Here is a 22,915-nt window from a genome sequence, read left to right on the forward strand (position 1 = left end):
CGGCAACATCCTGGAAAAGCTGACCCGACTTGATCGGGAACCAGGCGCCATTGTCGCCTGGCCCGAATAGTCTGGCTGGCGTCCACCCACCGCCCGCTCCTCGGGCGAGGCCGGCACGCCAGGGCGCGAGCTTCTGGATCCCGCGCAGCAGGGCGGGGTCCGTGCCCGGCGCGTAGGTCTGCCGAAGCTTGCCGAGCGACGTCGTCACTTGATCGCCACCTGCAGGTTCGGGTTGGTCGCGCCGGAAAGCCGCACGATGACGCTGCCCCCGGAGACGAAGACGAGCTGCTGCAGTTGGTCCTCGGCGCCATCGACACTTGCCGCCGTCACCTTGCTGTCGGGGATTGCCGCGATGACGCCGTCGATATTGGTCAGCACCTGCAGCGTGCCGCCGCCGAAGTCGCCATTGCTTTCGCCGCTGTCCGGCCAGATGAGCGTGCGATAGCCGGGATCGTGCATCGCTTCGAAACCGATCTCCCAATCGTCATTGTCGGTGAAAAGATACTTCGGCATCCAAGCCTCCTATTGCGACGATTTCTTCAGCGCGTCGGTCAGCTTCTCGTCCAGCTTGGCGATGCCGTCCTCGATGCGCTTCATGTGCTCGTGAAAGTCGTCGCGCCGGACATAGTTGTCCTTCACGACCTCGATGCGGTCGTTGGCGCGATCGACGCGCTCGTGCAAGGCCTTGTCGCCGGCTGATTGCCGCGCCGCGAGACGATTGAACAGCGCGAGGATCAGCCCGCCCAGAGTGGTGAACTGACCGACCGCGATGCCGATCAACCATTTCAGATCCGGGTCCATGTCAGGCCGTCGCCCCCGCGATTTTCTCGTTCGTGCGCTGGCGCACGTAGTAGCCGACGATGCCGGCCCAGTAGGTGAAGATCGGCACGACGATCGCCAGCAGCGGCGCCAGCTCGGCGTTCAGCGGGATCTGGCGCAGGATGACGATGCACACCGTGGCGAGCATCATGATCGCCGCCAGGCCGAAACCGTAGGCCAGCAGTGGCCGCCACAGCCGCTGCAGCCGGTCTTCGCTGCGCGCGTCCGTTTCCAGCACGCCGAGATAGGCCAGCCACTGTTCGCCGAAATCGGCTTCGGTCTCGCGCACGATCGTTTCGACATGCTGCGCATCGGCCTTGTGCGCCTCCACGATGGCGTCCGGCGTCGGTTCCGTGCCGAGACGGCCCGCCACCGCGTCGATCGCTTCAGCGGCGATCTCTGCGCCCTTTCCGCCGATCCTGCGGCGGATGATCCCCTTCAGGATCGGCGCGCCCGCCTTGGTCAGGATCGGGATGAGAATTTCCGCGCCGGCGGCGGCTGCGATCGCGCTCATGTCAGGCTCCCTTGCGTGGCTTCAGTTCTTCGACGACGAACGCGTCGGCTTCATCCTGCTTCGCCTGCCGCAGCTTGACGAACCACACCGCCGCCAGCACCAGCACGACGAACAGCCCCAGCAGAGACCAGTCCAGCCAGGCCGGCATCAAGGTCGGATCGGTCGCCTCCAAACCGCCGCCGCCGACGGCCGTGCCGGTCGCGCCGGTGGCGGCCGTGTTCTTGACATTGTCGGCCTCGATCGACTTTTCGGCCGCCTCGATGCGATGCTCCGCCAGCCTGTCCGGCACGTCGGCCGGCTGCAGCGTCTCGGCCGGATCGGCCGCCATTTCCTCCAGCGCCATGGCGACGGATTTGGCCTTGATGTCGGCCACGCGGCGAGACCACCCCTTGCCGAAGGTCTTCCAGATCCGCAGGCTCATCATGAAGTTTAGCCGCAAGTCGCAGATCTTCGCCGCCGTCTTCGAATGGTCGTTCGAGCCCGCCGCCTTCTTCAGCCATTTGATGGCGCGCGACACGCCGGAGTTGACGCCCGCGTCATAGGTCGCGAGATCCACGCCTGGAACGAGAAAGTATTGGAGGGCTGTCGGTCCCCAGAACAGCTTGCGATAAACGTCCTGTGCTTCCGCCACGGTCAGCTTCAGCACGCTCTGCCGCGGCTTCCCGATCAGATCGCGATACCGGTCATAGGTCGCATGGGTGACGCCCATATTCGTCTTGCCGCCCGGATCGGCCGGGTGGTCGACATAGCCGCCCTCCCATTTCCGGGTGATGGCGTCGCAAATCTGGAACCGGTCCGTCATGTCGCTTTCCCCGCCTCGTCGAGCAGGTCGGCGATCGCGACGATGTCGGCGCTGGCGCGCAGCCATTTCGTCTGGCCGAACCGGGTCGCCAGATAGTCGAAATCGGCGTCCTCGATGTCGATCTCGGGCGCATGCCCGGAAAGCGCGTTCATGACGCGCAGGCTCTTGCGCACCTCGGCCATGCCGAGCGGACGGTCCGGCGACGCGTGTTCGACGCAGGCGAGCAGCGTCTGTTTCTGGTCTTCGGTCAGTGTCAGCGTCTTCACGGGCGGTCTCCTATGATACGACGGCGAGCTTGCGGCTGGTGCCGGCGTCGTCCTTGATGGTGATGTAGCCGGTCACGGTCTCGGCCCCGATCGCGGCATGCGTGCCGAAGCGCAGCAGGCCGGCATTCTTCGGCCGCAGCCGCAGGTCCACGTCGGTGTCCGTGCCGGTGGCGGCGATGTAGGGCGCGGCGGTGGTCACGTTGCTCACCACCTGCAGGTAGTTCGCCGCGCCGATCGTCGCCTGGATGTCGAGCGCGCCGATCTGGTTCGCGCCGCGGAACAGGATCTGGTGGTCGCGAAATTCCATGTCCACGCGGTTGGCATAGGCGGTGATGCCGGAGGTGATCGACGCCGCGACGAGGTCGTTGGTCGGGTCGAACCATTCGATGCGCTGATGCCGCGCGAGCGCGATCGCCGACGCATAGGTGGACGAGCCCGACGAGCCGTCCGTGCCTTCGAGCCCGTTTTCGGTGAAGACGATCCCCTTGTTCCACGAGCCGGCCGCGCCGTTGCGGCCGATCACCAGCGCGGCGGCGCAGGGGTTGGCGGCGGCCGGGCCGTAATCGGTGTGGCCGGAGGCCGCGAGCCAGATGCCGAGCGCGCCCTTGCCGGCGGAGAAGTCGTAGGGGTTCGGGTCGATGTCGTCGGCGGAGGCGTTGCGCACCTCCATTTCCATGCCGTAGGTCCAGCTCCCCGCGCCGTCGAGGTGGAACGCCTCGACATAAAGCGCCCAGGACGCCGACGACGACGAGGTGCGCGCATTGGAGACGAAGGCCGAAAGCGCCATGGCGGGGCTGGTCTCTGCCTCGGCCGTGGCGGCGAAGGCCCCGGCGATCTTCAGCCCGTTCTCGGTGTTCGCCTCGGCCGTGACCAGCAGGTTGGCGCCGATGCCGAGATAGGCCGGCCCGTCGTCATAGCTGGCGAACCACGACGTGCCGGCGTCGCGCGTCGGGCTGGACAGCGCCGCCGCGCCGGCCCATTTGCTGGCCGCCTCGCCGATGAACACCCGGTCGGAAAACCGCCAGATGTTGGCGCCGTCGCCGGTGTCGGTGAAATGCCCGCGATGCATGTTCAGTTCGCCGCCGTCGGTCAGCTGGTCCCATGTCTGGGTCGGGTCCACCAGCAGCGCGGCATTGTCCATCGCCACCGGCGAGCCGAAGGTGCGGCCCGTCGCCGGCTTCGGCGCGTAGATCAGCCCGCCGGCCGTGTTCGCCGCCTCGAAGGCCGCCACGTCGCTGGCCGAACCGTCGCCGGGCGCGCCGTAGACCGTGTCCACATTGGCGATCGCGCCGATGATCAGCGCCGCCGCCGCCGCGTTCGCGGCGGTGAACAGCGCCGCCCCGGTCGTGCCCGCGCCAAGCGCGCTGCGGCCGGCCGCCTGCGTTTCGGCCTCGAACACGGCGATGCCCGCCGCGCCGCCGCCCAGCAACGCCTGCGCCGCCGCCTTGGTGGCCGTCGCCAGCATCGATATGCCGAACGCGCCCTTTTCGGGCGTACCGATATCCTTGTTGACGTAACCGTCGCCGTCGTCGTTGCCCACCAGCGCAAGCCCTGCAACTGGCGCAGGGACAGGCAGGATTGCCGAGCCGACGCCGAATTCGAACTTCAGCGACCGGGCGATGTCGCGGCCCTGCTCCTGCGCGATGATCGTGAGCGCGTCCAGGTCGGCGTTGATCTTGCTGGTGTCGAACGCCCGGCTGGCCAGAAAGTCGGAAAGTCGGGTGAGAGGATGATAGCCGACAAGCAGGTACTGATCGCTCTCCAGCGAGCCGACTCCGAGCTGGATCGATCCGCCATCGGTGTCGCCAAGCCCGGAGGGAAACACGTAATCGACGCCGTTCGTCAGCGTTTCCCGCGCGCCGTCTCGAATTCGGATGACGGTCAATCCGTCTTCGCGGGTTAACTCGAAATCGTAGTCGAGCACGGTCGTGTCCGCAGCCGGCGAAAGCGACGTCACGCGATCATTGTATGGCAAGGGCGTCTCGGTCATGCGCGCAAGACTAGGCGTGCTTCCCGGCTGTTATGTTTTACGGGCTTTCACAGACAAGCGAACGCCGCCCGGTGCAGGGCAGGACCGGGCGGCGCGTGTGTGCCGGAACAGGACCGGTCCGGCCGGATCAACCTAGTCCGGCCGTTCGGCGGTTATGTTTTAGCCACCCAGGGCTGCGCCGATATTCGGTGCCCGCTGCGGTGTTGCCGTTCCCGGCGCCCAGTAGAATTGCTGCCCGTATTCGCGCTCCCAGAATTGCTGCTGGCGCTTGAAGGCCTTGTTCGCTTCCGGATCGACCAGGAACTGCACCTGGTCGAGAAGCATCCGTTCATAAGCCAGGCGCAGATACCAGATCGTTCCACCCGGTGTGTTGCCTCGCGCGAATTTCACGAGCTCGCGGCCGAAATGTGTCGTCTCGCCACTGGCCATCTGCACGACGTTGCCGGCGGTCAAATTCCAGAAGTCGTTGGCGCGCTGCACCAGCGGGCCGGCGACGGTCGTGCCGAACCCGCCGCCATAGCGGTTGATGCCGGAAAACAGGAAATCGCCATAGATCCCCAGTCCGCCGCCCTGCAGCATAGCCGCGCCCCAGTTCTTGGGGTCGGTCATGTCCCGCGGATCTCGGCCGGCGGCGACTTGCTTCAGCTGCATCGCGGCCATGCCGAGCAATGTCGTCGAGATCAGCAGCGAGCCGGCATAGGCCGCCGCCTCGCGCCGCATGCCGCCGGTGACCATGCCGTGGATCCGCTGCCCGTGCAGCAGGATGAAGACCGCGCCGAAACTTTTGAACTGGGTGAAGCTGCGAGCGATCTCGCCCATCAGCGTGCCGGGCCTGGTATCCCCGCGCAGGATCGTTTTCGACCGGTGCGATCCGCTGGGAACGGCATGCTCCATCTCCGTCTGGATCATTTCCAGGTAACGTTCCGCAAGGCGCGGGTCGATCTGGTCGGCAATCTCGGCCGGCCGCAACACATCGACCTTGCCGCGCGCCTTGTGCAGCTTCGCCTTGCGCATCAGATCCCAGTCGCGAGCCCTGAACCCGTGCCGCTGCAAGGTCGATCGCAACGCATCCGGCAACGCATCGAAGGTCTGCCCAACGCGCGCGCCGAACTCGATTTGAAACGCCATTCCCGTTCCATGCCGCGCGGCTTGCGTCCAGGGCGTCAAGCCCGAGATGGTCAACACCCGGTCGGCGAAATAGTTGGCCCAGGCCGGTCCGTCCAGCGTGCCGACATAGCGCGCCTGGGCGTGAAACACATGCTGCGCGCTGTCGAGGATAAGTCCCGCCGCAACAGCCTCGCGCCGGTTCATCGATCCGAAATGCTTCAGGATGTCGAACAACGTTCCCTTGGCCGATATGCCGGCGAAGTGTCGCGCGATCGCCGATGTTCCCGCATCCGATATTGACGAGATCGCCGCCGCGCCGAGAACGCTTGACGTGATCAGCGATCGGCCGGCCGCCGCCACATTGGCCCAGCGGCGCGACACAGGGGTCTCGGCCTCGCCCCGGATCGAAGCCCAGACATCGTCGATCCGCTTCGAGTAGTAGTTCGCGCGCTCCAGGGCCTTCGCGCCATCGGCGGCGATCCGCCCCGGCTTGCCGGCCGCCACTTTCTGCGCCTCCTTCATGATCGTCTGCTTGGCCAGCTCGATCGTGCTCGACGGGTTCGGCCCAAGGATTTCCATGGCCGCGATGTCGCGCGCCATCATGTTGACGTGCCCCATCATCGCGGCGAACGGGTCTGCTCCGCCGCCAAACTGCGACTGGTATTCAAGCCATGTATCGGCGTCGCGGAAGATGAGGAAACGGTGCTCGGCCCGCTGATTGGCGAGCGCGCCCCGCCCGAAGGGCCGGCGCGCCGGCTCTCGATTGATCCAGCCTTCGGTCGTGATCGCGTAAAAGACATCGTCCAGGACGCTGTCCAGCTCGGCCGCATCCACCGGCTTTCCCGTCAAGGGGTACACCATGCGCTCGAGATCCAGCATCGGCCGCACCGTGTCTTTCCAGACCTGCAGCCCGGCCTTGCGCAGGGCGCGCGCGTCATGGTGCTGCGGCAGGCCCCAGTTCTCGAGTTTGCCGATCGCGCCGCCGGCCTGGTTGAACCGCAGCCGCAGCCACTCATGCGTCTCGCGCCAGGCTTTCGCCAGTCCCTTTGCCGCCGCGTCGCCCGTGTCCTCGCCGAAGGCTTCGCGGGCCACGTTCTTCAGGTCTGCCGCGTTCCACCGGCCGGCGTCGCCCCGCAAGGCCCCTCGCCGGAAGTGGTAAAGCACTTCCTCCATCTTGCCATGCGCCATGCCGATGATCGCGCCGGTGCGACCCGCGACGGAGGAAAACGGCGCGTTGCCGAAATGCTCGAGCTTCAAAAGCCAGGCCTCGGCGATGTCGCGGCGGCCATCCGGCAGTTTGAAGCTTGTCACGTCGGCGACGTTCTGCTGCAGCGTCTTCAATGCCAGCTTTGCCTTGCGGCGCTTGTGCACTGTGTCGGCCCTCAGGCTGTCCAGCAGATCGGTTCGCGCCTGCTCGGCGGCGAGTGGATCCCCGCCTTCGGCGCGCGCGCTGCGCAACCGCTCGAAATCGGCCTCGAGGCGCGTCGCTTCCTCTTTGGAAAGTTCCCCGCCCGCGACCGCTTCGGCAAGACATTGTGCGATGCTCATAGGCGGCAAGCCTCCAGGATCGTTGCATAGTGGTCGCCCCGGTCGATCGCCTCGATCGCCTCGCGAAACGTCACCGGTCCGTCATCCCAGGGGATCGTCTCGTCGCCGAAGGCTTCGACGTCGCGTGCGGCAACCGTGAACTTCTCGGGATGATCGAACGTCTCCTCGAGCGTTCCGGCGAACGGCTCCAGCTGGCGGCCGTCGCTTGCCTCGAGGAGCGACGCATCGTCGAACCCGGCCGCCGGCTGGCCAGCACGCGCATTCGGCGCCACCCGCGCCACCGCTGCACTGGCATCGATGCCTTCGTCGCGCATGGCTTCCATGGCGCGGATGACGGTCTCGTCGTCCAGGCCAGGGCCTTCGCGCGAAAGGATCGCGCTCGCATAGTCCTCGGCCTGCGCCCGGCCCGCGTCGAAATCGTCGGCCGCGCGCGACGCCGCGTCGGTCGCATCGTCGAACGGCACGACCCGTTCGCCCCGACTTTCGCGAAAGAGGAGCTGCAGGAGGTCGTCGGGCCGGGTGGACGCCGTCGCTGCATCGACGTTTCCGAACTCCCATAGATAGCCGTTTTGCGCTGCCAACTCGCGCGCGCGGTCCAGCGGCATGCCGCCCTTTTTGGCAAGCTTGCCGCGAAACGGCACCGTGACCCGTGCCAGGTCGCTGCCGCCGACGTCCGGATCGGCGATGTCGATCCCGCCGGCCTTGGCGAGGAATTCGGTCAGGCCTGTCTGGCGCGAAATGGCAGGCCGCGCGCTTTCGGGCATGACGCGCTCGACGATGCGGGTGAGCTGCGCCTCGTCGATGTCGAAGCGCAACGGCTCGTCCGGACCCGCCTCGAGCGCGCGGCTTGCCCGTGTCATCGCCTGGTCGTGCGTGTCTGGCTCGATCGCGCGAGGCTTCTCAGCGTCGAAGTGCCGAGCGGTCTCGATCGCGTCCAGCGCGCCCCGCGCTTCCGCCGGAAGCGCCTCGCGAATGGTCGGCAGTTCCGTCGCGGCGGCGGCGGCGTCGCCCGCCAACGCGCGGCGCACCGGTTCGCGGATCCGCGTGTCGGCCGCCAGCGCGCCGGCCGCGCGGTCCAGATCGGCTCCGCGCAACGCCCGGCCGATCAATTCGCCGGCGCCCTGCACGCCGCCGCCGAGAAGCGCGCCGGCGCCGGCTGCGAAGACGATGTTCAACATCGCCTGTTCGACGCCGTGATCAAGCCCGGCCTCCGCGCGCCAGGCCTGCACCATCGGCTGCAGCGACGCTTCCACCGCGCCGTTGATCAGCGCCTCTTTTGCGGCCACCGTCAGGATCCGGCCGCCGATCGTGCGCGCCGCGCCGGGGCCGCCACTTGCCACGATAGCAGCAACCTGCAACGGATCGCGCAAACTGCCCGACAGGCCGCCGCCGAGAAGCGCGCCCCATTTCGCAAGGCCGGGCCGTGACCCGGCGAGCCGGCTCACGCTCTCACTCGCCTCACTTGTGATCGCGCGGGCGTCTTCCTCGATCGTACGACCCGCCCCGATCAGATCGGCCTTGTCCGGGAACCGCTCGGCGAGCGCGCTCAGCTCGTCGCGAAACCGGCGTTTGGCCGCGTCGTAGCGGCTTTCGCCGGGCAACATCGACGCAAGCTCCTCGCGGCTGGGCATGCCGGAAACCGCCGCGCGCTGCGGATTGTCCAGTGTCGTGCCGGTTGCCGCCCGGATCGCCTCGATCCGCCGGTCATAGGCTTCCTCCATCGCCTGGCCCCGCGCCAGCGAATTGTCGACATAGATCGCCGCGTCCCGCGCCGCGCGCCAGATGTCGCCGAGATCGGCCTCGCCGCCAGCGAATGTGTCCAGCGCGCTCGAACGGGGAGGATGAAAATAGAAGCTCACGATCCGTCACCGCGCAGCCCGAGCCGGCGCTCAGTCGGCGCGAGAACATCGACCGGTTTCATGAACGGCGACGACGGATCCGGCGCCGGAAACCGCAGGCGGCGCCTTTCGGCGAGGCGGCTGGCGTCCAGGACGAAATAGCCGCCGTCCAGGGCGGGAACATAACGCGGATCCTCGGAATAGGGATCGCCCAGGGCCAGCCGGTAAAGCCCCTGCCCGACATTCACGGGCACCGCGCGCTGCATTTGACGCACCGAAATCGGCACGCCGTTGATGCTGCCGGTCGCCATCTGCGAGGCAAGATCGCTTTCGCTGATATTGCGGATCAGCCCTTCCAGGGCGTCTGCTCGCATGTCGGGCGGCGCGATCGTCTCGACGCCGTTCACCATGGTCAGCCCGCCATATTTGACGCCATTGCGCTCCGTCGCCCCCAACACCTCGTCGATCGCCTGCTGGTAGGCCTCGCGCGCCATGTTGCCGGCATTGCCGAAATCGCTGGCATCGATGCCGAGCGCGGCGATCCGACGCTCGAACAGCACATTGGCCGTGCGCATCACCGCATTGCGCAATTGCGGCTGCGCGTAGAAGGCCGCGCCGGTGGCTTCGGCCGCAGCGCTTTCCAGCTTTGCATTCGAGGGCAGAGGGCTCTTGTAACCGTCTTGCGCGCGCATGTGCAGCGCTTCGGCGATCTCGACCGCGAGCCGCTGGTTTCCGGTCGCATGGAAGAGGCCGCCGAGATGCGCCAGCACCGGCGCGTCCTTCGATATCTCCGCCAGCGCCGCCGGTGTCGCCTCGCCGAGCCCGGCGGTCAATCCTGCGACGATGCCGGGCAACTGCAACGGATTGTCCTGCACCGCCTTCTTCAGCGCGTCGGCCTCGGCGGGCGTGAAATAACGCGGTGCGACGCCGTAATGCGAAGCGACGGCCTCGGCGTCGTTGACCCGTTCCGCGAGTGACGCCGTTAGCGCGGCGTCGTCGGAGAAGTCGATCGGCTCGATCGTCGCCACGCCGGCCGTCTGCGCCCAACTCAGCGGATCGTCGCGCAAGCCGTCGATCATCTGCTTGTGCAGGCCTTCCATCACGTCCAGCGTCGTCAACGCGCTTTCGTTTGCGCCGTCCTGCATCATCCTGGCGCGCATGGCGTCGATCTGCGCTGCGACCACTTGCGGGCGCACGGCGACATGCGCCCGTTGCCAGTCGGCGAGACCGTCGAGAAAATCCATGGTCGAGGTCAGTGCGGCGCCACCGGTTTCCGCCGCCGCCTGCGAGAGTGCCCGGCGCTGATCCTCCGGGACAGGAAGGCCCTTTTTCAGGATCGATATCTGCCCGTTGATCTGCTTCGTCACCGCGGTCGCACGGCGTTCCGCGGCCAGTTCGTCGGCTTCCACCCGCCGGATCAGCTCGGCATTGACCTTGTCATAGGTTCGTTCGTCCAGCCGGCCGCCGAACCCGTTGTCCTTCGCCCATTCGCCCTGGAACTCCTGGAGATATGCGGCACGCTCGGCGGGATCGTCGATCTGGTCGAAACGGCCGACGATCCGTGCCGAGACCACGTCCTGTTCGGTTTCCCGCAACAGCCTTTCGCGCGCGGTGGGCGGCAAGCCGGATGCGGCGATGTCGGCCCGCAAGGCGCGCAGCTCGCCGGCGATCGCCGCGTCGCTTTCGGGCGTGACGTCCGACGTCGTGGCTGTGCGGATCAACGATGTCTTGCGGCTCGCGATCTGCGCTTCGAAGGAAACCCGGTGTTCCTCCTCGAGGCGGTCCTGGTAGCGGCGGGCCGCCGCGCTCATCAGGCTCACGCGATTGCGTTCGAAGCTTTCCGTTATGCTTGCGGCAACCTTCGCCGGCTGACCCTCGACATAGCCTTTCAGGGCGCCGTCCAGGGCTTCACCCAGGGCGCTCGGATCGCCCTCGTGCTGCAGCGCCAGCGCGTCCATCTGCGCCCGCATGCTGGTATCGAAGCGGTTGAGGGCGATATCCATGGCCGCTTGGTTGTATGCGTCCGCGCGGATTGTTCCGCCCTGCATCTGCGGAATGCCGCCGAGTGTTCCGGTCAACGAAACCCGCACGCCGCCATCGGCGGTCGCCGCGCCGCTCGTGCCGCCGGGCAGACGGCTCGCTGATCTCCGCTTCGCGTAGTCTTCAGCTTTTTCGCGACTGGCGAATACGGGAAACATTTCACCCGTGATTGGATCTATCGGTCCGTGTTTCTTGACGTACTCGGCAACCTCATCCTCGGTTTGAATATTGCCGAGTTCATCGACAGACGGAAACGTATACCATTGATCGCCAATAGGAAACGTGACTGTCTTCTCTGAATATTCGCCACCGTTGGGATCAACATAAGTCGGGCGGCCGCTGACCGTCCGCTTCCCTGTCGTGTGGCCGAGCCCCTGCGCAAATGCCAGGCGCCCGGCGAAATTGTGTCCGGCGCGAGGATCCGCGCGGCTGTATCCCTGCGGCCGCTCGAAATGCATGAACGCCGCTACTGCGCTTTCCACATCCGCTGCGCCGGCAAGCTGCAGGCCCGCATAGCGTTCTGTCGTCTTCAGTTCGTGCACGACGAAGTCGATCTGCGTGTCGGTGTCTTTCCAGTTGACGCCACGGCTCGCGGCATAGGTCTCCAGCTGGCGCGCACGCTCGCCACGCCACTGAAACAGGCCGATCGCCGTTCCGGCGTCGCCGCTCGCGTCCGGCCGTCCCGCGCTTTCCGCCTGAGCGTGGCCGGCAACCGCCTGCGCGGCATGCGGCGCGAAACCATGCACCCGAACGAGCCGATCGCGGATCCGCGCCGCCGTGTCGCCGGATGACGCCGCAGGTCCGGTTTCGGGGAAGGCGAAATCCACGCCGGGCATGGATACCTGCATCGCCGCCGCCGCGCCGGCTTCCGCGCCCTCGCGCTTCGCTGCCTTCGCCGCCATATTGGCCAGCCTGCCGGAAATCTGGCCGGCCGCGCTCGCGATCGCCTGGAATGTACCGACCGCGCCGGTGTCGTTGTTGACCGCGACGGATCCGCGACGCGGTGCGCGCGCATCGAAAGTCGGTATCTCGCGCGCCATCAGCCGATTTCCTTCCGGTCAAGCTGCGCGTCTGCCAGCGTCTGCGTCGCGCCGACGACGCCCTGGATCAGGGCGGCATTCCCGCGCGCCCTCGCATTGCGCGCCGCCCTTCGATGCGCCAGCGATCGCGCCAGCGCGCCCGACGACGCGATGTCGAGCTCATATTCCGCATCCCTCACCGCCTGCTGGCGCGCCTGCTTCACCGACACCGATCCCAGATTGACCCCGCCGGAGGCAAACAGCACGGCCTGGTCGGACACCGTCTTTGCCAGTTCCGCTTTCAGCGCGGCCGACGTTTCCTTGGCCGTGACGAATTCCTGCCGGCTGTCGAACGCGCTTTGCGCGGCGTCGGCCCGGCCCTGCGCGAGGCCCGCCACGCCGCCGCCGATCTGCGCCACGACGCCGAATGTCGTGGCGATGTTCTGCAGGCTGAACAGCCCGCCCGACGTGGCTGCGCCGCCGACGGCGGATGCCGCCGAGCCGATCCCGGCGACGGCTTTGGTGAACAGGGCTCCGACCAGTTCCATCTCAGTCTCCTCAAGCGACCACGTCTTTTTCCAGCGACCGTGTGATCATCCGGCCGGGAAAGACCTGCGTGATCGTTACCTGCCCTTCTTCCGTGAAACCGTGCATGCCCTCGGCCATGACCTTGCCGGTCACCGGCTGGTCGAGCGGCCCAAGGTCGGTAATCACGCTGTCGCTTGTATGCAGCGGCATGTTCACGGCGGGCGCGCCGTTCGCCGCGATCGCCAGCGACGTCGTATTGTAGATCGACACCTCGGCCCTGCAGACGCGCTTCAGCCGCGCGGGCCGGCGCTGTGTCTCCTCGGCGAGCGACACTTTTGGATCCGTGCCGAACGGCGCAATCCAGCTGCCCGCCACGACCGTGCCGGACAGCGCGATGTCGCATTCGACCTCCCCTCCGGAAACCGTGAACGGCCCGGAAAAACTGCCGTCATGCTGCAGCCACACGTCGCGGCCGTTGAACCGCGACAACCCTGTGATCGTCGTCGTCGCCACCGCGATTTCGAGCGTGATCGCCTCGTCGAGGTAACCGTCCGGATCATGCCGCTCGAGGCGGATTTCCGCCGTGCCGTCGATTTCGCGTTCCATCAGCATCCACATCGTGTTCGAACGCGTCACCGCGATCGCGACATAGCTGCCGTCGGTCGACCAGGGCGCGAAGCCGGAAACCTCCTGCGTTCGCATCATCGTCAGCACCGTCGCCGTGCCGTCCGCATTGACCATGACGAGCAAATCCGCGTTGACGATGCCGCTTGCGCGGCGACGCCGCATGTCGATGGGATCGCGAACCAGGTGCGCCGAGAGAATGGAGGCGTTGTCGGCGACGTAATTCTCCTCGAGCGCGGTATAGTTCGCCAGGCGCAGCGTGTTGCCGCCCTCCTGGACATAGAACAGCGCATTGTCGGACGAGGTGAGCGCGACCTGTTGCTTGACGCCGGGACTGTCCGAAAACCCGAAATTCGGCGCAGTTGTCGCCGAAAGCGTGTTGTCACGCAGGAAGGCGAGTTGCTTGTCGCCCAGGATGACCAGCGCCGAAGCGGACACCATGTCGCGAATGACGGTGTTGTCGGGAAACTCCACCTCGTAGGAAAAGGCCGCAGTCGAGACCGCAATCTCCGTGTTGAGGTTGTAGGGATCGCCTTGCACGCTGCCGAGCACGTCGTTCGGCCGTTTCTTCAGTCCTCCCAGCAGCAGCCGTTGCTTGACGAACCGGCCCACTGCAGGCCAGCCGGCACTTGCCGAGATGATCGGCTCTCCTGCGGCCTTGCCCTCCTGCAGCGTGCGCACCCGCACGAAACCGTCGCCGTCGAGCGCCGTCGCGCCCATCACCAGCCAGTCCCGCTCCGCATTCGCCCCACCCGTGAATTCGATGACGAAGGTCGTCGTCGAGCTGGCCGTCACCGTGATGCCGCTGTCGGTGTTGGACAACGCTTCCAGCGCCGATGTGATGCTCGCGGCCGTCGCCGCGCCGCTTGCGCCGCGCGCGATCGCCGTCGTCGTCAGCCCCTCCAGCGTCAATTCGAACTGCTGGCCTTCGGAGATGCTGTAAAGCGTGATCTCCTGCTTCTCGTTGACGCCGTTGGTGTAGACCCCGCCGTAATCGACGAGAGGCACGTTCGTGAATGTGATCGGTGCGCTCGACCACTCCGCATCGTCGCCCATTCTCAAGAGCCGGTGCGGCTGCAGATCCTGCTCGAACCCGAGCAACGTGTCATAGCGCTGTTCAGGCTTGACCTTGCGCAGCTGGCTTTCGGTCACTGGCCAGTTTGCCGACGCTTTCCAGACGCCCACCTTGAAGATGTCGGCATTCCCGGCCGTGAAAACGATCTCGGTTTCGCTGGCGTCTTCCCCCGTGAACGGCTGCACGATCGCGTCCGTCTTGGTCGATGTCTCGACATGCGCGCTGACACCCGAAACGCTCACCGCGCCGGCCGCCGTCGTCGCGTCCACGGCCACCCGGAACTGCTGCGCGGTGTGACCGGCATGCCCTGGCCCGCCGCTGGCGAAGCGCCTGTTCCGGCTTGTCAGGTCCAGCGCCAGCGCGGCGCCGAAAGCCTGCCAGTCGGCCCCGTCGTAATATTCGGCGATGAGTGCGCCGGAGGCCCCCGTGCTGGCGATCGACACGCCGTCCACGTCGATGAAATGCAGCTTGGTCGCCGATCCGAAATCGATCTCGAACAGAACGAAGCGCGTGCCGCTGGCTGCGCTTGTCGTGATGGTTTCGTCCGGGTCCAGGAGATCCGCCGCGGTGCCGCCGTTGGAAAGGGTCAGCATGCCGGACGAGATTGCCACCTCGGAAAGCGCTTTGCGAACCCGGCTGAAGTCCGTCGATCCGCCGCGATCCCGATAGCCGCCCTGCGGCAACATGATGATGTTCAACCCGTCCGCCAGCGAGCCGGGCACGAATTTCGTGTCCCGGCGTTCGATGATCAGCGGGTCGAGCACGCCATAGGTGTGCGAGGCCTGGACGGTCGTGATGCGCGCCATCGGCTACCAGTCCCATCCGTTGCGCGCGTCGTCGGCGCTGTAGCCTTCGCGAATGTCGGACAGCGGATTGCGGCCGCCCGCCGGCTGCTTCGACGCGCCCGCCTGCGCGTCCAGGTCCGCCGCCACCTTGAACTGGCCGCCGTCGCCCTGGTATTCGGGCGGACCGTAGGCGTCGCGCCGCAACCGGTCGCGCAGCGACGGCTCCTCGCGGATCTCGAGCGCATATTCGGCTGCGACGCAAAGCGTCACCAGCTCGCGAAAATAGCCGGGCCAATGCGCCACCGGCGGAGTGACCTGGAACTCGGCGAACAGCGCTTCCGTCTTGGTGAAGACCTTGTGTTCGGACAATTGGAACCGCGAAAGCGGCCGATTGTCGCTGGCGCTTTCGAAATAGGCGCGCGGCAGGGCCAGTCGGCCCGGCGGCAGCAGGAAGGCATAGGTCCAGCCGAGCGGCGGCGTTTCAGTCAGGCGGGAAAGCGCTGCGAACCGCGTCGTGAAATGCCAAGGGTACTTTGACAGCAAGTCCTCGAGAATGGCGTCGTAGGTTAGCACGACGCCGATACCGGCCGGCCCCGGCGACGTTTCGCTCTGGATCGGCCGGCAACCGATGCGCGAAAGCGAACGGTTGATGATCGTAATTTTGTCCATGCCCGATCCCGATCGACGCTACAGGGAAGACCTCCCCGGCCGATCGGCCGGGGAAGCGAGAACCGGATTGATCGCCAGATCAGTCCGGAACGATTGCGGTCGCCACGGCGCCGAGCGCGGTGAAGGCCTGCAGCAGCCATCCGGTCGCCAGGTGCTGGCGGCAGATATAGAGCTGCGTATGCGTGAGCAGCGCCTCGTTGGTGCCGTCGCTGTTGACGTTGTTGATCGTCTGGTCGCTGTCGGCCGGCGTGCGCAGTTCGCAGTTCGTCGAGGGCGCGACCCAGATATGGATCTCCCGGTCGCGCGTGGCGGCCGTTGCCAACGGCAGGGTCAGGATGTGGTTCGCGTCGGCACTGGTCGCCTCGACGAGACGGTCGCCCGGCAGGATGAGACCGGTCGTCAGCCCGTCTGCGGTGGGAACGACGGCCCGCGCGCCGCCGCCGGCCGTTTCCAGGTCGGCGGTGCGGATGATGGCGACATTGGTGCCGTCATTGGCGCTGCACATGTACTGCATGAACACCGGCGTGCCGTCGAGATCGAGCCGCGCGTCGATGATCTCGCCGACCTGCATGACATCCGCCATGTCGTTGAAATGGCCGGCGGTCTCGACCGTCGCCACGTCGTCGCTGGTCGCGTAGTCCCAGTCGCAAAGCTGCTTGATGTTTGCGCCGGAACCGTAGGAGACGCCTTCGCCCTTCCGGCGGATGCGCCCGTTTCCAAGAACTCGCATTGTCGTATTCCTTCGATCGTTGTTTCAGGGGTGCCCTTCTTGCAAAGAGGCGGGGCCCGGCCCGAAGGCCAGGCCGGAGATCAGGCGGTCGGCAACGAAATGTCGTTGGGGACGTATTTCGCCTTCAGCTTCACGGTGCCTTCCGGCAGCAGCAGCTTGGAGCCGATGCGCATGCGCATGTTGTGGGTCCAGCAATCCTTGCGGTTGTCCCAGTCCACCGTTCCGGTGAGCTCGCGCACATAGCCGAAGCCGATCGACGAGCGGTGCCACATCAGGCAGGTCGCCTGGGTGTCGGCGTCCTTTTCGCGCAGCGTCTTGTCGGACAGCGAGAAGATGTGCATGCCGTTCCAGCTCTTGGCGAGATTGCCCTTCACGAAAGGCAGGTCCGGCCCGACATAGTCCGCATTGGCGATCCGCTTGTCGCCGATCAGCATCGTCCAGCTCACGCTGTCGACCGCGACGAACACGTTGCCGTCCTGCACCTCGACGTCGTTCGCCATCAGCACCTGCTTGCCCTTGACCAGCGTGTTGACGCTCATCAGGTCGGTGAACGCGCCGACCTCCTGGGTCGCGGCGCGAAGTGCCCGCACGATCGTCTTGTCGTGAACGCGGCCCAGCGCGGCGGCCGAACGCTTCGAAACCGCCTGCTTGCGGTTGACGGTCATCTGGTCGAGATCGTCCTCATAAACCTCCTCGAACGCGCGGCTCTTCTTGGTATCGACCGCCACCGTGGTGTCGTTCGGATTGGAGGGCTTGGCGGTGTCGCCGCGCTTCACGTCTTCCTCGGCCTCGACGATGCCGAAGATCGGGAAGTGCATTTTCTCGCCGGTGATCTTCTCCGGCGCGGTCGTGGTGTTGCGGAGCGCGAAGCCGCCCGACTGATATTCGTGCAGCGCGGTCATTTTCCACTGCTGCACGTAATGGTTGGATGCTGTCTGAGACATGGTCTGTTCCCGTGAATGAGAGGTTCAAGCCGGGGGCCGAGTGCCAGCCGCTGCTCGGGCCTTTCATGTCTGACGGGTGCCAAGCGCGTTCCGGGTCCATCCACCGATGCCGGGAGACGATAGGCGCGCGCGCGGGCTGTTATGTTTTAGGGGATCTCCCGCCGGCGACTTGCGCTTGCAGGCGGGATAGCGAGAAAACGGGCGGCGGACTGAGTCCCTACGGTCGTACCGTCCCTCAAAGGTGCTGGGAGCCTCGCGAGCTGTACCAGACCGCCCTCTGGGTATTCGCATTCTGCTCAGTCGGGATAGAATTCCTTGAACATCGCCGTGGTGCGTTCGGCGAAATCCGGCTGGTACTTCGGATTGCCGCTGTCGTTGCGCGGGTCGGCGACACGCGCCTCGAGTTCCGCCTTGGTGAAACTCGGCGCCGGCTGGCCGCCGGGCTGCACGCTCTGTGTCATGCCGCCGCGCATCAGGCTTTCGATCACCGCCACACCGTCCGCCGACGTCGTCAGCAGGCGCAATTCGTTTTTCATGCCGTCGGTGTAGCCCTGCGCCTCAGTCAACTGCTTCACCCAACTGTCGGCGGCCGTCAGCCTTTGCGCCCCGCGCACCTGCTTGTCCGTCGCGGAACCCTTGAAGTCGGCCGGCGCGAGGCTTTCCAGGAGCGCGTTGTTGTCGATCGGCTGCTCGATCAGGCCCTTTTCCGCCATCTTCTCGAAGAACTTCGGAACCGCGTCGATCTGCTGCTGCGTGAAACCGTGCTCATGCGCGATTTCGCGGAAGGTCGCGACCGCCTGGTCATCCTCGGCGATCGATCCTTTCAAGGCCTCCGGCCATTCGAACGTGTAGGCGTCGGCCTTTTCCGGCACGTCCGGCGACTTGCCCTTGGCCAGTTCGTCGCGCGCACCCTTGTAGGCGTTGGCCAGCCGGTCGATCGTCTCCTGGTCGGACTGGCCGATAAGGTGTTCGGGCAGGCCGTCCGGCTTGTGCAGCTGCGCGTTCTGCCCGTCGCCGCCGCCGATCGGCAGCGTCCGGTTGCCCTGGGTCGCGTCGTTCGGGTCGGGCTGGGCGGGCGGACTTGCCGGCGGTTGCCCGGCAGGCGGACCGCCGGGCGTCGTCGGTTGCTGCTGGCCGCCGGGCGGATCCAGCGGCGGTGTGTCGGGGGCGGGATTGAGCCCGTGATCATTGCTCATCGTTCGTCGTCCTGTGCTTGGTTCGGCCTGTTTTCCGCCAGGGCGATGGCCGCGAAAATACCCCTGACGAATTTGCAGCGCACGTCATGCGCCATCAGCAGCGGCGCGATGACGTCCATTGGCAGTTGCGCATCTTCCGGATAAGGCTCGGCCCGCAGGGACTGATCGAGGAAGATCTCCAGCACCTTGCGGCCGGCCGGCGTCATGAAGCAGTCGCGAAAGGCGTTCGCCTCGTTTTTCATCGCCCGCGTGCTTTCCTCGCGCTGCTTGGCGAGCGCGTCGGCCGGGCTCTCTATCCCGCCCCAGCCCGCGCCTTGTTCCATGCCGAGCGACCGCATCGCCGCGCCGAGAAGATCGTCCAGCGACGGCTGCTCGCCGAAATACCGCCCCGGATCGTCCGGATCGATGCCGTGGTCGTTCGACTTGTCGATAGTCGTCATGTGCCCTGCCCTGTTGCCTTAAGCGATCGGCTGCGCCGGTGGCGGTTGCGCCGGCTCCGGTTGCTGTTGCTGCTGCGCGATCATCTGCGCCAGCGCCTGCTGGATCTTCTTCTTGTCGGTCTCCGAGCGCAGGAACCGTTCCGGAATGCCGAGCTTGCGGCCGATCTCCGTGAAGACGTCTTCCACCTTCGCGGTGAGCATCATCATTTCGCGCCCGCCGAGCCCTGCCGTGATCTGCAGCCATTCGACGAGCGACGAAACGTCCTGCGCCTGCTGCTGCTTGGCGATCGGCGACACCACTTCGACCCGTGTGATCAGCTGGTCGATCGAAATCGAAACCTTCAGCAGCTTTCGGCGATAAAGGATGTCGATGATCCGCTGCACGAGCGGCTTGATGATTTCGAGGATCAGCCGCGCATAGGCCCCGGACAGGTCCTGGCTGAGCCGCTTCATCCGCTCGACGATCTCCGTCGCCGAACGCACCGCGCCGCTGTCGGGCGGCAGCGTGTCGTCGAGCATCACCTGCTTCACGTTCTCGCGCAGATCCTGCAGGATCAGGTTCGAGATGTCGAAACGGCCGGGCACGTCCAGTTTCTGGATCGAAGCGCCCATCGTGCCGCCTGTCGCGCCGACCGGCCACATCGCGCCAGGCGCCATTTTCGCCGTTTTCGGGTTGAACACCCGGTCGTTTCGATAGATCCACAGGCCCAGAATGGCGAAGGCCGCAGCCTTGATCGAAAGCTCCGTCACCTTGTTCAGCGTCTTGGCGGTCGGCAGGCCCATCAGGCCGGGGCCGCGCCCCATCGCCTCGCCGGGAACCTTGTAGAAACGGGGCGTGATCCAGGGACAGGTCCGTTCGTTGACCGCATGGATCGATCCCTCGTCCTTGCCGTGGTCGCTGTCGAACGCCGAGAACTCCCACATCCGGCTCTCTTCGTCGAACTCGCAGGCCTGCGTGATGCTGACCTTGGTCTCTGGCTCGTCTTCGATCAGCCGCCTCAGCCGGTCGCTCAACCGTGCCGATTTCCACATGCCGGGAATGTTGGAAGCCTTGAATTCCTTCTTCCAGTAGATCCCGTTGACATGGCCGGCGCCATCCTCGCGCAAGGCGATCTCGCCGATCGGCACCGCCAGGAAGCGCGCGATGTCGTGTTCGTGCTCGAGAATGAGCATCGCCCCGGTGCCGCCGAACAGGTCGAGATACATCTCGCCGGAGGACACCGCGAAATCCGCGCCCTCGATGACGGCGCTGACCTTCGCCGTCACGATCGCCAGTTCTTCCTCGATCGCCTTTTTTTCGTCGCCGTCGATGTTGAGATACGGACCGACCTTCAGTTCGAAGAAACGTTGAAAGGCCGGCGTCACATCCTGCTGCATGCGCCCGGCGAAGCGGAACGCCGCCTTGGTCGCGGTGCTGTCGAAAACGCGATCGACCCGGCCTGACGTGGTCGCCGAGCCCGTGCCGGAGGGTGCCCTATAGGGCAGCACGTATTCATAGAGTTCGTCCAGCCGCGCTTTCTGGCCGGAGCAGTCCTGATAGGCTGCCTCGCATGCTTTGGACGTGCGCTTGAGGTCGCGCGCCGGCATGTCCTGTTGAGACGTATCCGCCATCAGCCGCCAAGCGTCGATTTGCGGGACTGGTCGCGATAGGCGAGCGACTTGCGCAGGCTGCTCGCCCGGCTGGCGAGCGCGAGGCGCTGATCCGCCTCGGCGTCGGCGCGGCTGGCTTTCTGGTACTGATCCGCTTGCAGTGCCTTCTCGGCCGCGGTCGGCCCCTGCTGCGCGCCGAACAGCTTTCCGATTTGTTCCATGGATCGCGTCCCGTTCTGAGCTACGGTCCGCAACAGTAAGAGCGCGCATCGGCTGTTATGTTTTAGCGTCGGGGGGCCGCACCCAGGTGCGCACCCGCGTGCCCGGCAACCACTCGTCGATCGGCAGGAACCCGGAAAGCCGCGCGATCCGCTCGCCGGCACGATGGCCCTCAAGGATGCGGCAAATCAGCAGGTCGTTCGGCAGCACCGTCGCCAGCCGCAGCATCAGCGCCCGCATCGCCGCCACCCGGTGCGGCGAATGCCGCAGTCGCGTTGAGGCGAGAAACCACGCCTCGATCACTCCGCTGCCGATCGGCGCCAGTCCGCACAGGCCCAGCCGCTCCTCGCCCGACCGGATCGCCCAGGCCGGATAGTCGCGGATCTGCATCGTCAGCTTCTGGAAGTGCCGGCGCGGCGTTGCCCGCCGCACCGCGACCAGATCCTCCAATTCGGCCGGGCGGAACTCGATCATGACCGGTACACGTCGAAATCGGTGTTGATCATCACGGTGCCGACCGGCTCGTCGTAGCCGGCGCCGTCCGTGTGGATCTTGTCGCCGCGCCCGCCCATCAACTCGCCGCGCACGATGCCGGCGACGCCGAGAAGATCCTCGACCGCGTATTGCAGCGCGTCGTGCGGATTGGAGAATTCGTTCTTCTCCGGCACCGGGTCTGTCCGGTTGTCGTTGCCTTTGCGCTTCTTGTAGCGATAGCCGGAATTGAAGCCCTTGCGCGTTTTCTTCGCGCGCGTCCCGTCCAGGATGAATGCCGGCTTGTGACCATCGATCCGGTAGCGCAGCAGCTGCCGCACCCCGTCCTGGCGAATGTTCAGTTCCTGGCTTTCGGCGGGCCAGATCGTGATCCCCATCACTTGCTGGACGGTCTCGAACATCGCAAGGTCGCCGGTCTCGCTGTCGCCGCCGTAGAAGCCGGCCGGATCGCCCGTCGCCCGCTCGATTTCGAAGCCCGGAAACTCCGATGCGAGATAGACCTTGCACCCCCGGCCGAAGCCGGTCGGCCCGATCCGGCCGGGACAATACTCGCCAAGCAACCGCAATTGCCCGTCAGGCGTCCACTGCAACACGAGCATGGCCGGGCCGGTCACTCCCTGGTCGAAACCGAGCCGCAACTTCAGCCCCGGTATCGCCTTCAGGCCCTCCGCGTCGCAATGCACGAGATCGTCATATTCCGGATAGACCGGTTCGCCCTCGCGCGAGTAACCCCATTGCCCGTCCACCATGCGCTGCACCCACCAGGGCCGGTGCGCGTTGGTGACTGCCATCTTTTCGTAGATCTCACGACTGATCGCCTGCCGGTTTTCACCGTTCGGTCCGCGCCCGGACGGCTGGCGATAAAGCTTGTGGCCGGTAGGCTTGTCCTCTTCGAACACGCCATAGGTCCAGTTTTCCGGATCCGGAGGGTTCAAGTCGCCCGTTACGCAGGTGTAATAGTCGGTCCCCGGATCGAAAAACCGTTTGGGCGGATAGCGCTGCTGCAGCGCGCGGCCGATCAGATAGGTGAGCACGTCACCGGACTGCTGGTCGGCCTCGCCCATGTTCGCCGTCGTGAATTCGATGCCGCGCAAGGCGGCGTCCACGTCAGCGTCCTGGATCGCCTGGAACACGATCTCGAAATAGAGATTGCCGCCATCCGGCATTTGGAAAACGAGCTGATGCGTCGCTTTCCGCCCCTCCCCGCCCGACCAGTTCCCCACATCAGGCCCGAACCAGGACCACCATGAACGCACCGTCGTGCCCCAAAGGTTCTGATAGGTGTCGCGGATCTCCAGATGCCGGTGAAGTCGGTGGCCGGCAAACTGCCCTTTGCTGCATCGCGGCATGAAATTGGCGCAGGTCAGCTTGTCGAAGAAGTTGACATTCGTCTTGCCCGAGCCGATCGGCCCCATGATGAACCGCACCCAGTTCGCCCGGTCCTTCATGAACGCTTCCGCTACCGGGCCCGGCACCTGGTAGGATCGCAGATCCACTTTCTCGAGCTTCAGGCTCCGATAGAGGTCGATCGCGGCTTGCTGGTCTGCATTCATCGCGCCATATCCCCCGACCCCAGGGCCACCGCGTTTGGTTTCCCGCACATATGCGAACCGGCGAGACCCGTTTCGGAAGCTGAAAATCGCACGGCGATGCCCTCTTCTCTCAGCGAAACCCGATTTC

Annotated in this window: 21 protein-coding genes; all 21 read right to left on the reverse strand. The window is 65.8% G+C overall.

The window, feature by feature from the left end:
- Window positions 1–208: hypothetical protein (locus MRY80_RS11415; protein WP_293291100.1), on the reverse strand; the 208-nt coding region annotated here is incomplete at its 3' end.
- Window positions 205–513 carry a hypothetical protein gene (locus tag MRY80_RS11420; RefSeq protein ID WP_293291101.1) on the reverse strand — a complete coding sequence of 103 codons (309 nt, stop codon included), beginning with the start codon at window positions 511–513 and terminating at the stop codon, window positions 205–207. The genes MRY80_RS11420 and MRY80_RS11415, both read right to left, overlap by 4 nt.
- A 9-nt stretch (window positions 514–522) precedes the next feature.
- Window positions 523–801: a hypothetical protein gene (locus MRY80_RS11425; protein WP_293291102.1), complete on the reverse strand. Its 279-nt coding sequence runs from the start codon at window positions 799–801 to the stop codon at window positions 523–525.
- A gap of 1 nt (window position 802) precedes the next feature.
- Window positions 803–1,333: a 3TM-type holin gene (locus tag MRY80_RS11430; RefSeq protein WP_293291104.1), complete on the reverse strand. Its 531-nt coding sequence runs from the start codon at window positions 1,331–1,333 to the stop codon at window positions 803–805.
- Between the two features lies 1 nt (window position 1,334).
- A complete protein-coding gene (locus tag MRY80_RS11435) occupies window positions 1,335–2,135 on the reverse strand; it encodes a glycosyl hydrolase 108 family protein (RefSeq protein ID WP_293291106.1) in 801 nt (266 codons plus the stop codon).
- Window positions 2,132–2,401, reverse strand: a complete 270-nt coding sequence (locus tag MRY80_RS11440) for a hypothetical protein (RefSeq protein ID WP_293291107.1) — start codon at window positions 2,399–2,401, stop codon at window positions 2,132–2,134. Before MRY80_RS11440 ends, MRY80_RS11435 begins: the two co-directional genes overlap by 4 nt.
- A 10-nt stretch (window positions 2,402–2,411) precedes the next feature.
- Window positions 2,412–4,376 carry a hypothetical protein gene (locus tag MRY80_RS11445; RefSeq protein WP_293291108.1) on the reverse strand — a complete coding sequence of 655 codons (1,965 nt, stop codon included), beginning with the start codon at window positions 4,374–4,376 and terminating at the stop codon, window positions 2,412–2,414.
- A gap of 174 nt (window positions 4,377–4,550) precedes the next feature.
- A complete protein-coding gene (locus MRY80_RS11450; RefSeq protein WP_293291110.1) occupies window positions 4,551–7,046 on the reverse strand; it encodes a hypothetical protein in 2,496 nt (831 codons plus the stop codon).
- Complete coding sequence (locus MRY80_RS11455) at window positions 7,043–8,905, reverse strand: hypothetical protein (protein ID WP_293291111.1); 1,863 nt, start codon at window positions 8,903–8,905, stop codon at window positions 7,043–7,045. Before MRY80_RS11455 ends, MRY80_RS11450 begins: the two co-directional genes overlap by 4 nt.
- Window positions 8,902–11,964, reverse strand: a complete 3,063-nt coding sequence (locus tag MRY80_RS11460) for a phage tail tip lysozyme (protein ID WP_293291112.1) — start codon at window positions 11,962–11,964, stop codon at window positions 8,902–8,904. The genes MRY80_RS11455 and MRY80_RS11460 overlap by 4 nt, the downstream gene beginning before the upstream one ends.
- Window positions 11,964–12,491, reverse strand: coding sequence for a hypothetical protein (locus tag MRY80_RS11465; protein WP_293291114.1), 528 nt, complete (start codon window positions 12,489–12,491; stop codon window positions 11,964–11,966). The genes MRY80_RS11460 and MRY80_RS11465 overlap by 1 nt, the downstream gene beginning before the upstream one ends.
- Before the next feature lie 10 nt (window positions 12,492–12,501).
- Window positions 12,502–14,976: a hypothetical protein gene (locus MRY80_RS11470; protein ID WP_293291116.1), complete on the reverse strand. Its 2,475-nt coding sequence runs from the start codon at window positions 14,974–14,976 to the stop codon at window positions 12,502–12,504.
- 3 nt (window positions 14,977–14,979) lie between these two features.
- Window positions 14,980–15,624 carry a hypothetical protein gene (locus tag MRY80_RS11475; RefSeq protein ID WP_293291117.1) on the reverse strand — a complete coding sequence of 215 codons (645 nt, stop codon included), beginning with the start codon at window positions 15,622–15,624 and terminating at the stop codon, window positions 14,980–14,982.
- A gap of 79 nt (window positions 15,625–15,703) precedes the next feature.
- Entirely contained in the window at window positions 15,704–16,354 is a 651-nt protein-coding gene (locus MRY80_RS11480) for a hypothetical protein (protein ID WP_293291119.1), read from the reverse strand.
- 80 nt (window positions 16,355–16,434) lie between these two features.
- Window positions 16,435–17,298 carry a phage capsid protein gene (locus MRY80_RS11485; protein ID WP_293291120.1) on the reverse strand — a complete coding sequence of 288 codons (864 nt, stop codon included), beginning with the start codon at window positions 17,296–17,298 and terminating at the stop codon, window positions 16,435–16,437.
- 296 nt (window positions 17,299–17,594) lie between these two features.
- Window positions 17,595–18,494, reverse strand: a complete 900-nt coding sequence (locus MRY80_RS11490) for a hypothetical protein (protein WP_293291122.1) — start codon at window positions 18,492–18,494, stop codon at window positions 17,595–17,597.
- Window positions 18,491–18,934: a hypothetical protein gene (locus tag MRY80_RS11495; protein ID WP_293291124.1), complete on the reverse strand. Its 444-nt coding sequence runs from the start codon at window positions 18,932–18,934 to the stop codon at window positions 18,491–18,493. Before MRY80_RS11495 ends, MRY80_RS11490 begins: the two co-directional genes overlap by 4 nt.
- An 18-nt stretch (window positions 18,935–18,952) precedes the next feature.
- Window positions 18,953–20,545, reverse strand: a complete 1,593-nt coding sequence (locus MRY80_RS11500) for a portal protein (protein WP_293291125.1) — start codon at window positions 20,543–20,545, stop codon at window positions 18,953–18,955.
- Window positions 20,545–20,745 (reverse strand): hypothetical protein, encoded by a 201-nt coding sequence (locus tag MRY80_RS11505; RefSeq protein WP_293291126.1) that lies wholly within the window; start codon window positions 20,743–20,745, stop codon window positions 20,545–20,547. The genes MRY80_RS11500 and MRY80_RS11505 overlap by 1 nt, the downstream gene beginning before the upstream one ends.
- Window positions 20,746–20,800: 55 nt before the next feature.
- A complete protein-coding gene (locus MRY80_RS11510; RefSeq protein ID WP_293291127.1) occupies window positions 20,801–21,217 on the reverse strand; it encodes a hypothetical protein in 417 nt (138 codons plus the stop codon).
- Window positions 21,214–22,788, reverse strand: a complete 1,575-nt coding sequence (locus tag MRY80_RS11515; protein WP_293291129.1) for a hypothetical protein — start codon at window positions 22,786–22,788, stop codon at window positions 21,214–21,216. Before MRY80_RS11515 ends, MRY80_RS11510 begins: the two co-directional genes overlap by 4 nt.
- Window positions 22,789–22,915 lie beyond the last annotated feature (127 nt).

The sequence above is a fragment of the Oricola sp. genome, from assembly GCF_022763245.1.
GTDB lineage: Bacteria > Pseudomonadota > Alphaproteobacteria > Rhizobiales > Rhizobiaceae > Oricola.